Origin of the sequence: Mucilaginibacter inviolabilis (genome assembly GCF_011089895.1) — a bacterium.
In the GTDB taxonomy this organism is placed as follows: domain Bacteria; phylum Bacteroidota; class Bacteroidia; order Sphingobacteriales; family Sphingobacteriaceae; genus Mucilaginibacter; species Mucilaginibacter inviolabilis.
This window is the reverse complement of the sequence record NZ_JAANAT010000005.1, coordinates 487,445-501,377: the sequence shown is the minus strand read 5'-3', so window position 1 is coordinate 501,377 and position 13,933 is coordinate 487,445. Positions and strand designations below refer to the sequence as shown.

At 44.4% G+C, this 13,933-nt stretch carries 11 protein-coding genes; 6 read left to right on the top strand and 5 right to left on the bottom strand.

Annotation, left to right across the window (positions count from 1 at the left end; all coding sequences use genetic code 11):
- Window positions 1-30: 30 nt before the first annotated feature.
- Window positions 31-309 (top strand): NifU family protein, encoded by a 279-nt coding sequence (locus G7092_RS28840; RefSeq protein WP_166095485.1) that lies wholly within the window; start codon window positions 31-33, stop codon window positions 307-309.
- A gap of 114 nt (window positions 310-423) precedes the next feature.
- Complete coding sequence (locus G7092_RS28835) at window positions 424-1,062, top strand: peptidase associated/transthyretin-like domain-containing protein (RefSeq protein WP_166095483.1); 639 nt, start codon at window positions 424-426, stop codon at window positions 1,060-1,062.
- 106 nt (window positions 1,063-1,168) lie between these two features.
- On the opposite strand, the gene def is transcribed toward G7092_RS28835, so the two are convergent.
- Window positions 1,169-1,741: a peptide deformylase gene (gene def / locus G7092_RS28830; RefSeq protein WP_166095480.1), complete on the bottom strand. Its 573-nt coding sequence runs from the start codon at window positions 1,739-1,741 to the stop codon at window positions 1,169-1,171.
- Between the two features lie 23 nt (window positions 1,742-1,764).
- Window positions 1,765-2,991 (bottom strand): M16 family metallopeptidase, encoded by a 1,227-nt coding sequence (locus G7092_RS28825; protein WP_317170017.1) that lies wholly within the window; start codon window positions 2,989-2,991, stop codon window positions 1,765-1,767.
- Window positions 2,992-3,146: 155 nt separating this feature from the next.
- Between G7092_RS28825 and hpt the strand changes: the two genes are divergently transcribed.
- Complete coding sequence (hpt, locus tag G7092_RS28820; RefSeq protein ID WP_166095476.1) at window positions 3,147-3,683, top strand: hypoxanthine phosphoribosyltransferase; 537 nt, start codon at window positions 3,147-3,149, stop codon at window positions 3,681-3,683.
- A gap of 110 nt (window positions 3,684-3,793) precedes the next feature.
- Here hpt and mfd read toward each other — a convergent pair whose 3' ends face one another.
- A complete protein-coding gene (mfd, locus tag G7092_RS28815; RefSeq protein ID WP_166095473.1) occupies window positions 3,794-7,150 on the bottom strand; it encodes a transcription-repair coupling factor in 3,357 nt (1,118 codons plus the stop codon).
- A 233-nt stretch (window positions 7,151-7,383) separates the two neighbouring features.
- Between mfd and G7092_RS28810 the strand changes: the two genes are divergently transcribed.
- From G7092_RS28810 to G7092_RS28800, 3 genes are all read left to right on the top strand, one after another.
- Window positions 7,384-7,797 (top strand): DUF4199 domain-containing protein, encoded by a 414-nt coding sequence (locus G7092_RS28810; protein WP_166095471.1) that lies wholly within the window; start codon window positions 7,384-7,386, stop codon window positions 7,795-7,797.
- Window positions 7,790-8,104 carry a DUF2752 domain-containing protein gene (locus G7092_RS28805; protein WP_235953965.1) on the top strand — a complete coding sequence of 105 codons (315 nt, stop codon included), beginning with the start codon at window positions 7,790-7,792 and terminating at the stop codon, window positions 8,102-8,104. Before G7092_RS28810 ends, G7092_RS28805 begins: the two co-directional genes overlap by 8 nt.
- A gap of 246 nt (window positions 8,105-8,350) precedes the next feature.
- Window positions 8,351-8,713: a TM2 domain-containing protein gene (locus tag G7092_RS28800; protein ID WP_166095468.1), complete on the top strand. Its 363-nt coding sequence runs from the start codon at window positions 8,351-8,353 to the stop codon at window positions 8,711-8,713.
- 225 nt (window positions 8,714-8,938) lie between these two features.
- Here G7092_RS28800 and G7092_RS28795 read toward each other — a convergent pair whose 3' ends face one another.
- The gene (locus tag G7092_RS28795) at window positions 8,939-10,594 is read right to left on the bottom strand and encodes a M28 family metallopeptidase (protein ID WP_166095466.1); all 1,656 of its coding nucleotides are present in this window, start codon (window positions 10,592-10,594) and stop codon (window positions 8,939-8,941) included.
- A gap of 706 nt (window positions 10,595-11,300) precedes the next feature.
- Window positions 11,301-13,751, bottom strand: coding sequence for a phosphoenolpyruvate synthase (gene ppsA / locus G7092_RS28790; protein ID WP_166095463.1), 2,451 nt, complete (start codon window positions 13,749-13,751; stop codon window positions 11,301-11,303).
- Window positions 13,752-13,933 lie beyond the last annotated feature (182 nt).

Below are 13,933 nucleotides of genomic sequence, written 5' to 3'. Positions count from 1 at the left end.
AACTTTACTTTATATTATAATTTAGTTAAAATGAGTTTATTAAGTCAAGTAGAGACAGCCTTAGATACCATCCGTCCGTATTTGGAGGCTGATGGCGGGAATGTTTCGATTGAGGAGATCACCCCAGAAGGTGTAGTTAAATTAAAATTGTTAGGTTCATGCGGGTCGTGCCCAATGAGCATCATGACACTTAAGGCCGGTATTGAACAGGCTATTAAAAAAGCTGTTCCGGAAGTAACCGGTATTGAAGCCATTAACCTGACAGACATTGACGACCCTAACGCGGTACTCCCTGAAAATTTGAGATAATGTTAAGTATTGTTAAAATGCCTGCCTTATTTACGGCGTTAACGTACTTTTGATTAAAGTTTTGAAACTTTCCCGGGTATAGCCTGTAATATATCCGGAAAGGATGATTGGTATATGAAATATCTGATAGCCATATTATTTTTATTTGCGACAATTGGAGCCGTTGCACAAAAACATGACGATAGGCCAGTTGTGCAGTTTACAGGTGTAGTACACAATGCCGACAGTACCAATGTGATTGTGCCATATGTATCCATTACCAACACCTCTACGCATAATTCGGTAGGCCAGTCAAACTACAAGGGCTATTTTTCATTTGTGGCGCATGAGCAGGATACCTTACGCTTTACTTGTGTGGGATATGGGCCGGTAACGGTTGTTATACCCGCCAACGTGCCCAACAAAAGCTATACTTTACAGGTTAGCATTAAACCGCAAATCATTAACCTGCCTACATTCCATGTATTTCCATGGGCTACTACCGATGAGTTTAAGAAAGACTTTTTGGCTGTAAAACTAGCGGATGACGATTTGGAGATAGCACGTAAAAATATAAGTCGTACATCGTTAGTAGCTTTAGGAAACGTATTGCCACGTGATGCACAGGAAATACAAACCGCTACAGCACAGGGTATGCATACCAGTATCGAGAACTCGCATTCGCTTATGCCAAACCCACTGCTCAATCCCTTTGCCTGGGGCAGTTTGATCAAACAGATTACAGATGCTGATAATAAAAGCAGTAGTAATTAAGTCTGAAGTTACATAAATCTCCCTATTTGATTGGAGAGGGCTCTATTGGGTCAAAACGTATTCGTTTTAACTTAGAACTAAAGCCCCCAGACTTACTGCTTAAAAACTATCTTCCTTTTTTAACCGCCGGGAATTTCATTTTGTAGTCAACGTCAACCATCCCTTTTGAAATATCGTTCAGCTTTTTCTCGATAAGACGTTTGCGCAGCGGACTTAATTTATCGGTGAATAGTTTGCCTTCAATATGGTCATATTCATGCTGTATCACGCGTGCGGCCAGCCCCTTGAAGGTTTCTTCATAATGTTTCCATTCTGCATCGTAATAAGATAGTTTTACCACGGGTTTGCGGTACACATCTTCCCTGATATCGGGGATACTCAGGCAGCCTTCGTTAAAGCCCCATTCTTCGCCGGTCTCTTCTAATATAGTAGCGTTGATGAAAACTTTTTTAAAGTTTTTCAGTTCGGGCTCATCATCGCTGAAAACAGAAGCGTCGACCACAAATAAACGCATGGACATACCCACCTGCGGGGCGGCTAAACCAACGCCATGCGCGGCATACATGGTTTCAAACATGTTTTCAACCAATTCTTTAATATGAGGGTACTCGTCTGGTTCAATGGCTGTTGCTTTTTTCCTTAAAACAGGATCTCCGTAGGCGATGATAGGATACTTCATTTTACAAAAATACAGGTTTATTCTTATTTAGGTTCAAAATTCAATGTAATTAGCTTGTCAACATCAAAAATTTCGTTGCTTATTTCCAATAATTGATCGGCTGTTACGGCATTTATCTTGGCAAAAACATCTTCCAGCGTGTCAATATGGTTAAAATCAAGCAAACTTTTTGCCATCGATATAATCAGGCTCATGCGGTTTTCCTCGGCTAGTGCTATCTGACCAATAAACTTTTCTTTTGCCTGATGCAGCTGCAATGTGCCCAATTTTTGCTCGCGCAGTTTTTTCAATTCTTTATGTACCAGACGGGAGGCTTTTCCCGCTTTCTCGGCATCTGTTCCAAAATAAATAGAAAAAATGCCGGTATCGGTAAGTGTGGTATAGTTCGACTCAATGGTGTAGGCAATGCCATACTTTTCACGGATCTCCAGATTCAACCGGCTGCTCATACCCATGCCACCCAACAAATTATTAAGCAACAACAAGCCAGTTTTATGTTTGTGTGACGATGAATAAGCCTGGTTACCAATGATACAATGCGTTTGTGATATCGGTTTTTTAACAATATGGATGCCATTTTGATTAGCCTGTGGCGCTATCCTGTTTTTTTGAGCCGAATTTGCAGGGATTCCACCAAAGTATTTTTCGGATAGTTTGATGATCTTTTTAAAATCGTAATTGCCATGAACGGCAAATATCATTTCGGAAGTGCTGTAATTGGCCCGTATAAAGGCGCGGATATCATCGCCATTCATTCTTCCGACAGACTCGGTTGTGCCTAAAATATTATTACCAATGGGGTGGCCTTTAAAAAGTAATTCTTCAAAATCGTCCTGTATGGCCTCTTCGGGCTGATCAAGGTAGGAGGCTATCTCGTCCAGAATTACACCTTTTTCTTTTTCCTGCTCATCCTCCGGAAAGGTGGAGTGGAACAGGATGTCTTCAAACAGATCCATGGAGCGCTCCAGGTGCTGGTTCAGCAGCGACGCGTGTATACAGGTATATTCTTTGGTAGTATAGGCATTCAGATCGGCACCCACCAGCTCCAGGCGGTTTAAAATTTGGTTGGTGCTGCGTCTTTCGGTTTCTTTAAACAACAGATGTTCAATGAAATGAGCGAGGCCTACCTGTTGTTCGCTCTCATCGCGTGAGCCTGCATTTACAATAAAACAGCAATGGGTTATGGCAAAAGGTGCATGCTTATATAATATCCGGATGCCATTGGGTAAAGTGTATGCCTGATAATCGATCATATAGAGGGCAAAGATACATTATATGCGGTATAATTATTTTGGTGCTATTGTAAGCGATTTATACTATTTTAGGGCGAAAATCGTAATGTGTATGTAATTACTTAACATACTATAGTTGAAAATACCCCCAAACATTAAAGCAGCCCTCACTTATGAAAATTAAAATAGCCGATCTTGAATTTGAACCCCTTATCAGCGAAAAATCTATAACAGAACGTACAACGGCTATTGGTCAGCAGTTAAATGCCGACTATCAGGATAGTATACCCGTATTTGTTGGTGTACTGAACGGCAGTTTCTTGTTTATTGCCGATCTCATCAAACAAATTGACCGCCCCTGTGAGATTGCCTTTACCAAACTGGCCTCATACTATGGCGGAACCACCAGCAAGCTCAAGATCCGTGATGATATTGATTTGATCATGGATATTAAGGACCGCGACGTAGTGATCATTGAGGATATTGTGGATACCGGTAATACTGTGCATTACCTGATAGATAAATTGAAACAACGTAATCCATCATCCATTGCCGTTTGCTCTTTGTTATTGAAACCATCAGCGTTGCTGAGCCCGATTGCGGAACTGAAATATGTTGGCTTTGAAATTGAGAATGAGTTTGTGGTAGGATATGGCCTGGATTACCAGGAAATGGGTAGGAACCTTAGAGATATTTATAAAAAAGTTTAGGACCAACGTCATTGCGAGGCACGAAGCAATCTTTAAGCTATACAGGGAAAATTGATCTGCCTAAGTAGAGATTGCTTCGTGCTTCGCAATGACGATTGTGAAATAGGAGCTTAATCCACCCCAACCATACCCGCAATCTCGTTCAAAAACAATACTGCCTGGTCAATACTATTTACCCCTTCAATACTCAGGCGCAGGGTGTTTTTTACTTCTTTGAGATTGGTGCGGCGCATGTTGCTTTGTACAAAAGTGAGCACATTGCGGAAGGCGTCGGTCTCGAAATAGGCGGATTGCTGATCGCTGATAAAATAGCCCCGCAGTACATTCTTTTTAAGGGAGATCTTTTCAAAGCCGATGGCTTTGCCCAGCCACTGCATACGCATGGTGTTCAGCAAATCATTAACTTGCGGTGGTACTTTGCCGAAACGATCATGTAGTTGCTGCTGAAAGGCCGCCAGTTCCACTTCATTTTCCAGCTTGGATAATTCGGTATACAGGTTATAACGTTCTGATATATTGGTCACATACTCATCAGGGATCAGGATCTCCAAGTCGGTATCAATTTGGGTAAAGGAAATAAACGGACGTGGTTTTTCGTCCGGGAAAACACCTTTAAACTCATCGTCCTTCAATTCCTGTATGGCCTCGTCCAGTATCTTGTGGTACATATCAAAACCGATTTCGGCAATAAAGCCACTTTGTTCGGCGCCCAGCAGGTTACCGCTGCCGCGGATGTCCAGATCGCGCATGGCTACGTTAAAACCGCTGCCCAGGTCGCTGAATTCCTCAATGGCACTCAGACGCTTGCGGGCTTCACTGGTTAACGTGGATAATGGCGGACTTAACAAATAACAATAGGCCTTTTTATTGCTTCGCCCTACACGACCACGCATCTGGTGCAGATCGCTCAGACCAAACATGTGGGCGTAGTTGATGATGATGGTGTTGGCGTTCGGGATATCCAGACCGGCTTCAATAATGGTGGTAGCTACCAGTACGTCATAATCGTGGTTCACAAATTTCAACATCACATCTTCCAGCGCGTCACCTTCCAGTTGCCCGTGAGCTATACCCACACGGGCCTTGGGGACCAGTTTATGGATCATGCCGCCCAGTTGCGGCAGATCGGCCACGCGGTTATGGATAAAGAATACCTGTCCGCCGCGTTCCAGCTCAAACTCTACGGCTTCTTTGATCAGCGTATCGTTAAACACATGCAGCTCGGTAACTACGGGCTGCCTGTTGGGCGGTGGTGTGGATATGATAGAAAGATCGCGAGCGCCCATCAACGAAAAATGCAGCGTACGCGGAATCGGTGTAGCCGTAAGCGTGAGCGTATCTACATTGGCACGCATTTGTTTCAGCTTCTCTTTGGTGGATACGCCGAATTTTTGCTCCTCGTCGATGATCATCAAACCCAAGTCCTTGAATTTGACGTCCTTGCTTACCAGGCGGTGCGTGCCGATGATGATATCAACTTTACCCTCCTTAAGCTTCTCCAAAGTATCCTTGATCTGCCGACTGGTTTTAAACCGGTTGATATAATCAATATTAGCCGGAAACCCCTTGAGTCTGTCGGTAAAGGTTTTGTAGTGCTGGGCTGCTAAAATGGTGGTTGGTACCAGTATGGCCACCTGCTTGCTATCGGCCACAGCTTTGAATGCTGCACGAACGGCGACCTCGGTTTTACCAAAGCCTACATCCCCGCAAATGAGGCGGTCCATAGGGTGCGGCGATTCCATGTCCTTTTTAAAATCGGCAGTAGCTTTTTCCTGGTCGGGCGTATCCTCGTAAAGGAAGGAGGCTTCCAGCTCGGTTTGCAGGTAGCTATCGGGCGAAAAGGCATTCCCTTGCTGGGCTTTACGCAGAGCATAAAGCTTGATCAGATCGCGGGCTATGTCCTTAACTTTTTTTTTTGTTGTTTTCTTCAGGCGCTCCCAGGTATCAGTCCCGAGTTTATTCATCTTGGGTACCGTACCCTCTTTGCCGCTGTATTTGGATATGCGATTAAGCGAGTTGATATTCACATACAGCAGATCATTATCGGCATAGATCAGGCGGATCATCTCCTGTTGTTTGCCGTTCACCTCCACCTTTTCCAGACCAGCATATTTACCAATGCCGTGGTCAATGTGGGTTACATAATCACCCGGTTTCAGGTCGCGCAGTTCTTTCAGCGTAATAGCCTGCGAACGTTGATAGCCCTTTTTGAGCTTGTATTTATAGTAGCGGTCAAATATCTGGTGATCGGTATAGCAGGCCAGTTTTTGTTCATGGTCCACAAAGCCTTCCCGGATAGAAACGCTGATTGGGGTGAACTTTACTGTTTTATCCAGGTCGTCCAGAATGGCGTATAAGCGCTCTACTTGCCGGGCCGAATCGGTAAGGATAAAGTTCTCGATCTTTTCGGCCTCGTTATTTTTAAAGTTGTGGATAAGCAGCGTAAAATCCTTATTGAACGATGGCTGCGGCCGCATATCAAAATTGATGGAGGCCGTAGGCTGATAGAAGAATTGTTTACCAAATTCTACCACCGGGAAATCAAATAGCTGATCGGCTATTAGTTTTTCGTCGGTAAAGCCAAATTTGGGGTCTATCCATTCGGGGTTCTGCGTTTTTTCTTCGGCGGAGAGGGCTTTCCATAGGTTTACCGCCTTTTTAAAGCCGGTTTGGATAATGTCAAGCGTAAACTGTACATCTTTGATCCATACCTGGGTGCCGGGTTCCACATATTCCAGCAGGGATATATTGCTTTCGGTTAAAAACTTGGATTGTACGTTGGGTACAATGGTGATGCTTTTAACCTGTTCAACAGACAGCTGGCTTTCAATCTCGAACGTACGGATCGACTCAATAAAATCGCCAAAGAACTCTACCCGGTAGGGCAGGTTATGCGAAAACGAGAAGATATCAACGATACCGCCGCGAACAGAGAATTGCCCGGGCTCGTACACAAAATCAACGCGATCAAAATCATACTCAATTAAAAACTCGTTGATAAACTCAATGCTCAGTTTGCTGCCAACGGCTATCTCGAGCGTGTTTTTTTCGAGTGATGAACGGTCGATCACTTTCTCGGCAAGAGCCTCCGGGTAGGTCACGATCAGTTGTCCAAACTCGGTAGAGTGGTTAAGCTCATTCAGTACTTCGGCACGGGCCAGTACATTGCTGCTATCGGGCTGGGTAAATTCAAAAGGTTTGCGGTAGGATGATGGAAAAAGCAAGGCTTCTTTACCAGTGAGGTTTTCGAGATCGGCCTGAAAATAGCCGGCTTCTTCCCGATCGGGCAGTACAAATACCATGTGCTTGTGCTGCAAAAAATACAATGCTACCGCCATGGCCGAATCACTTGATCCGACTAACCCACGTAGCTGTATCCTCGGATTTTTGGAAGCGTTAAGGGCTGTTGCCAACGCTTTAATCCTGTCATCAGCTTTGTATCTGTCTAAAATATCACGGATGTTCAAAACTGATGCAAAGGTACGGAAAAAGGATTAGGGGAACAAGGAATAAGGATTTGAAGACTAAAGGCTTTTATAAGTTGTTTTAGAAAGGTCCTTAACCAGGCGATTTTATTCCTTATTCCCAAAAATCTTTGCTCCCAAATAAAACAATCTCTATGAATTGTTACTTTTTAATGGTAAATTCAATAAACTTATCATTATAACCTACCTATTGTTTTAACCTAATTTTATAAACCATGAAGAATGCAATTATTTGGGGTATTATCATTGGCGTATTAAGTGGAATTTGGATGTTGGTGATGCACGGTTCGGGTATTTCACCCACCGACGAAAAAGTGGCCACACTGGAGTACTTTTCATTTCTGATCCCGGCCTTTGGGTTATTTATTGGGATCTACAACTATCGTAAAAACGACTGCAAAGGCCATATGGGCTTTTTGGAAGCTTTGATACAAAGTTTTAAGATATTAATTGCTGGCGGTATTGTAACCGTTTTTGCTACTATATTATATTTTAGCTACGCGCATGTATCTATGGGCAACGTAATGGAGGCTTCATCCGGCCGTATATTCGGCGCTTTACTGGTAGGTGTATTATTAGCGTTTGCCGTATCTTTACTGTTCCATAACAAAGCGAACAAGGTTGATTAAAAGGCTCTTTTCAAAATATTTTGAACTGGTTTTCTGGATAGCTGCCATGCTGGCCCTGGCTTTTAGTACGCCCGGTGCCGAATCGCATTTTACGCTGTGCCCCTTAAAACTGATGGGCTTTAAATGGTGCCCCGGCTGCGGACTGGGGCATTCTATTATTTATTTGTTCCACGGCGATATCCGCAACTCCTTTCATGCCCACTGGCTGGGCATTCCTGCTGTGATCGTTATTTTTCACCGGATTTATGTTTTGGGTAAGGACAGGCTGGGTTTTGGGCATGGGTTTGGTGAAAAGCATACTTTATAAAAACAATAAACTTCTTGTCATGCTGAACGCAGTGAAGCATCTATCCGGCTATAAGTAGATCTAAGAATAGATCCTTCGTCCCTCAGGATGACAAGAGTATATAACTTCCGGTCCTATATTTTTCACCGCCAAAACTTCCTCACTCACCGACATGTTCCTGCCGCTAACCAGTTTTCCATAGGCTCGTTTTACTTATCGTAATACCTTTATATCATCAAACAAACGATAACCTTAAACGCTACGAAGATGAACTCTTACCCAAACGCATATATGATGTTCGACGGCATGACAACCGAAGAATTCGCTGTTTTACAACAGGCTACCGCCTCATTGACAGAAAATCAACAGCGGTATTTTATAAACATTTACGGAGGTAAAAGAAGAAACCCGCAGGATATTATGCTGGCCACTTTACTGGGCTTTGTAGGAGTATCCGGCGTACAACGCTTCATGACCGACCAGATAGGTATGGGCCTGGTTTACTTCTTCACCGCCGGCTTTTGCTTTATCGGAACTATTGTGGATCTGATCAACTACAAAAGTATCGCCAACGATTACAACAAAGAAATGGCTTTCGAAAGTTTCAACATCGCTAAAATGAGCAACTAAATAAGTCCTTCGGGGATGATAGTTTCACTATATATCAAAAAAAATCCACCTTCTGTTACGGGGTGGATTTTTTTAGTTTTACGGAATATTTCTTATAAATTATGTCATTGCGAGGAGGAACGACGAAGCAATCTCCTCGGAAGCATAAACTATTCGCAATATAAACGCGAGGAGATTGCCACGCTTCGCTCGCAATGACATGGTTGTTAGGGTTTCTAAAGAATGTTATTTCCCTAATGCCTTATCTCTCACCGCCTTGAATTCCGAATGCGGTTTCCAGCCGGGGAAGGTAGTTTCGTTGCTGAGTTTGGTGCCTATGCGGTAAAGGATATCAGCTATCTGGGCCATACCAGTGGCGTCCATGTCGGCGCTGTAATTATCTGCCGGTTGGTGATAGCGTTGATCGTTGTATTCCTTTTGTTTTTCTTCGCCATAGGTGGCACCTTGTGTTTTGCTGATGCTGCCATTGTTGATATCCAGAGCCGGAACGCCCAGTTTGGCAAAGTTAAAATGATCCGACCGGTAATAGCTGCCCGCACCCGGGTGACGGTCGCCCACGGTAGTGAGGCCGTCCTCTTTGGCAATATCGGCCACATAATCTTCCAGGTCGTTTTGTCCCTTGCCGGTGATCGCAATGTCTTTGGTTTCGCCATAGCTGCCCAGGGCATCCATGTTCAGGTCGGCAATGGTTTTATTGAGTGGATAAACAGGATGGGTAGCATAATACTCCGAGCCCAGTAAGCCCTGCTCTTCGGCAGTTACCGCTAAAAATACAATAGAGCGTTTGGGTTTTTCTTTAGCCTGCTGAAATGCTTTGGCTACGCTGATGATAGCGGCTACACCACTGGCATTATCCACCGCGCCGTTATAAATGCTGTCGCCTTTGGCATCGGGCTTGCCAACGCCCAGGTGATCCCAGTGAGCAGTATACAAAATATACTCACCCGGAGATGTGCTGCCTTTGATGGTACCAATAACATTATGTGATGTGGAATATTTAAGCTTATTATTGATAGTTAAAGAAACCGAGCGGTTAAGCGGAACGGCCTTAAAGCTTTTACTACGGGCTATAGCGCGCAGATCGCCCGTAATGCCGGCATCGGCAAATAATTTTTTGGCGACATCTTCTGTAATCCAGCCTTCCACCTTACAGCGCGACATATGCTTATCTGCCTGGGTAAGATAAAGTTTGGCTCCCGAATTACTGTTGGATACCACTTCCCAGCCATAACTGGCCGGTTCTGTTTGGTGCACGATGATCACACCGGCAGCACCCTGACGGGCGGCTTCTTCAAACTTGTAGGTCCAGCGGCCATAATAGGTCATGGTGTCGCCTTTAAATATGGTGGGGTCGCCGCTTTTAAAGCCGGGATCATTTACCAGTACCACCACTGTTTTGCCTTTTACGTTTAACCCGGCATAATCATTCCAGTGATATTCGGGAGCTACAATACCGTATCCTGCAAAAATCAGTGGCGAGTTTTTAAGCTGTACCGAATCAACCTCACGGCGACTAAACGTTACAAAATCGGTCAGTTTATGCAGGCTCACAGGCGATTTACCACCGCTGATCTCCATAGTTTCTGACGGCTGACTGGTAATTTCCACCATAGGGACATCCTGTAAATAGCTGCCGTTATTGCCCGGTTCTAATCCGGCTTTTTTAAATTCGGACGAGATATAGGCGATGGCTTTGTTTTCGCCGGCGGTAAAAGGTTTACGGCCCAGGAGCGAATCATTGGCCAGCACTGCGATGTGCGATTTGATCTCATCGGGTGTTATGGCTTTGGGGGTTTCTTTGCTGCTCTTGTCATTCTGGCTGCATCCGGCAAGCAGGGCAATGCCGCCTATGGCCAACAGGTAATGGTATTTGTTTTTCATTAGGGATAATTTGTTTTTTAATGGTAATGAAGCTATCATGAGCCGTATTATACATTCCAGTTGGTGAACCTTTAGCTCATGATGGTTTCATTAGGGATAGTTAACTGTTTATCCCAAATGTAGCTAAAGGGGAGGCGTAATGCAAGTGGTCGCTATAATATGGTAGCCGGTTTATTTGTATTTTGGAATGGGATAAAACATAAATAAGCCGACCCCCAAAAAAAGAGACAAATAAAAATTAACCAAACTGAAAACCCCTCAGTGGCAATCAGAATAAACACAGAGCCATAAACAATATTGGCTATGATAGAATATATCCAAAGAGCTTTTTTATCCGCGTACTTTTTAAAATTAAATTGTAAAAAATAAATAACGCAACCAACAATTTCGGGCAAACCGATCGGTATAGCTAAATAGTTGCGCCAGCTAGTTGGCTCATCAACTTCGCCCATAAAAACCAACTGCGCAAATATTAATAAACAGACCGCTGGTACCAAATGGCTCCAAAACAAGATTGCGGCAATTCTTTTATGACTTAAAGGCACTGTCTCGACCCCAATTTAATTTTCTCTATTTAATGCTGACGGAACTCGACGAATGTACTTAAAGGAAATGCTTGGTACAAGCAAAGACACTCCATTGATAACAACAAAAGCGACTTTTTAGGGTCGCCTTTGTTGTTATTTGTCGGTATTATATAAAATTGTCAAGCAATCTGCTTCACTTGATAGGTAGCCTGGTCTTCAATTTTCTTAATCGCCTCAACCGTTTTCAGGAATGAATCGGGGGTTATGGAGATACTGTCGATTCCCTCTTCCACCAGGAATTGGGCAAAGTCGGGATAATCCGATGGCCCCTGGCCGCAAATACCTACCTTGATACGGGCCTTTTTGGCAGCCTTGATCAATTGTGAAATCATCATTTTTACAGCCTCGTTACGTTCATTATAAATCTCGGCTACCAGTGCCGAATCGCGGTCGAGGCCGAGCACCAGTTGGGTGAGGTCGTTGGAGCCGATAGAGAACCCATCAATATAGCGGGCAAACTGATCAGCCAGTATCACGTTGGATGGTACTTCGGCCATCAGGTATACTTCCAGCCCATTTTCGCCACGAACCAGGCCGTATTCCTTCATGGTTTCATAAACCCGCAGCAGCTCGTTAATAGTACGGCAAAAAGGGATCATGACTACCACATTTTTCAACCCCATTGTTTCGCGTACCTTTTTTATCGCGCGGCACTCCATGCCAAATGCTTCCTTATAGGCAGCAGAGTAATAGCGCGAAGCTCCCCGCCAGCCGATCATCGGGTTTTCTTCCGATGGTTCAAAGTAACTGCCCCCGGGCATGCTGGCATACTCGTTGGTTTTAAAATCTGAGAAGCGTACAATCACCTTATGCGGATAAAAAGCCGAAGCTATTTTACCGATCCCGAAGGAGAGCTTGTCTATAAAATAAGTTTGCTCATCGGCATAGCCTTTAATGGTCTCTTCAATCAGCGTGGTCAGGGCTTCATCTTTTAGTTCCCGGTGCTGCAAAAGGGCCTGTGGATGTATTTTAATATAATTGCTGATGATAAATTCTTCGCGCGCCAGGCCAACACCACGGTGCGGATACCCGGCCAGCTTAAAAGCGATATCTGGCGAAGCCACATTCATCATGATAGGGGTATCAACAGATGGGAGGGTGCTCAGATCATACTCCTGTATTTTAAAAGGAATCTCCCCGGCATAGATATACCCGTTTTCGCCTTCGGCGCAGGATACGGTTACCTGCTGGCCAGTGCTCAACAACTCCGTGGCGTTACCGCAGCCCACAATAGCGGGTACGCCGAGCTCGCGGGCCACAATAGCGGCATGACAGGTACGGCCGCCTTTATTAGTGACGATGGCCGCTGCCTTTTTCATCAAAGGCTCCCAGTCGGGGTCAGTCATGTCGGTTACCAGTACATCTCCGGGCTTAAAGTTTAGTTGTGCCAGGGAAACAGTATCTACATTATCCAACAAGTGTACCCTTCCTGATGCTATTTTATCGCCAACGGCAATACCGTGTAACAGTAACTGTGTGCTTTTGGCTTTCGCATCCATGGTAAATACCTGCATAGTTTGCTGCGTTTTGCGGGAGTGGATAGTTTCTGGCCGGGCCTGTACAATGTAAAGCTTTTGGGTTTCGCCGTCGACCGCCCATTCTATATCCATGGGGCACCATTTGCCCTTAAGGGCGGTGTAATAATTTTCGATAGCAACCACCCAGCTGGCCAGTTGCAGGGCCATATCATCTGTAAGGCAAAAACGTGCTTTTTCGGTTTCGGTAGTAGGCACTACTTTTACACGCGGTTCATTAGCTTCGCCATAAACCATCTTACTATCCTTAGTGCCTAATTTTTTTTCGATCAAAGGGCGCAGACCAGGCTTGCCCAGCAAGGGTTTAAATACGGTAAACTCATCGGGTTTTACGGCTCCCTGAACAACCATTTCGCCCAGGCCAAAAGCGCCGTTGATCACCACTACATCTTTAAAACCACTCTCGGTATCCAGTGAAAAAGCCACGCCCGACGCACCAATATCCGAACGCACCATTTTTTGCACGCATACCGAAAGTCCTATCTTAAAGTGATCATACCCAAAACTTTTGCGGTAGCTGATGGCGCGATCGGTAAACAGCGACGCAAAACAATCGCGTATAGCATTCAGCAGATCATCGGTACCGGCAATATTTAGATAAGTATCCTGTTGCCCGGCGAAAGAAGCATCGGGCAGATCTTCGGCGGTAGCAGATGAACGTACAGCCACGTCAACATCCGTTTTTTGGTAGTACGTGCATAAAGCGGTATAAGCACCGGCTATTTGTGTTTTGATGTCATCGGGGAACTTTCCGTCGCGGATGAGCCCGCGGATAGTACCGCCGCAGCGTTTAAGCTGTTCCAGATCGTCTACATTGGTTTGGCCGATGAGGGTGTCGATAAACACATCAAGCTTATTATATTTTATAAAGCTGTAATAGGCATCGGCAACCACAATAAACCCGAAGGGGATGTCGATTCCTAATAATTTCAAATTTTGAAGCATTTCCCCCAAAGAGGCATTCTTGCCGCCAACACGGTCGATATCATAGATGTCAGCCTCGTTGAGTTGCAAAATATAGTTTGTTGTTTCCATCTGTAAATAATTTTGAATTAGTGGGTTAGTGAATTAGTGATTTTTTTACGTGCCTGGTGTGTGTTTAAAAATCAGGACTAACTCATCTTCATTTTTTTCTACAAAACTATCGGATAGCTTGTTTGGAAACAGGAGATTCTATACAATAAATGATATTATATTAACCAATTATATCTATTTTT

Bases quoted from the DNA above. Each gene is read 5' to 3' on its own strand.
- def (WP_166095480.1), bottom strand. From the start codon at position 1,741: ATGAAGTATCCTATCATCGCCTACGGAGATCCTGTTTTAAGGAAAAAA.
- G7092_RS28800 (WP_166095468.1), top strand. From the start codon at position 8,351: ATGAACTCTTACCCAAACGCATATATGATGTTCGACGGCATGACAACC.
- G7092_RS28810 (WP_166095471.1), top strand. From the start codon at position 7,384: ATGAAGAATGCAATTATTTGGGGTATTATCATTGGCGTATTAAGTGGA.
- ppsA (WP_166095463.1), bottom strand. From the start codon at position 13,751: ATGGAAACAACAAACTATATTTTGCAACTCAACGAGGCTGACATCTAT.
- G7092_RS28835 (WP_166095483.1), top strand. From the start codon at position 424: ATGAAATATCTGATAGCCATATTATTTTTATTTGCGACAATTGGAGCC.
- hpt (WP_166095476.1), top strand. From the start codon at position 3,147: ATGAAAATTAAAATAGCCGATCTTGAATTTGAACCCCTTATCAGCGAA.
- G7092_RS28795 (WP_166095466.1), bottom strand. From the start codon at position 10,594: ATGAAAAACAAATACCATTACCTGTTGGCCATAGGCGGCATTGCCCTG.
- G7092_RS28840 (WP_166095485.1), top strand. From the start codon at position 31: ATGAGTTTATTAAGTCAAGTAGAGACAGCCTTAGATACCATCCGTCCG.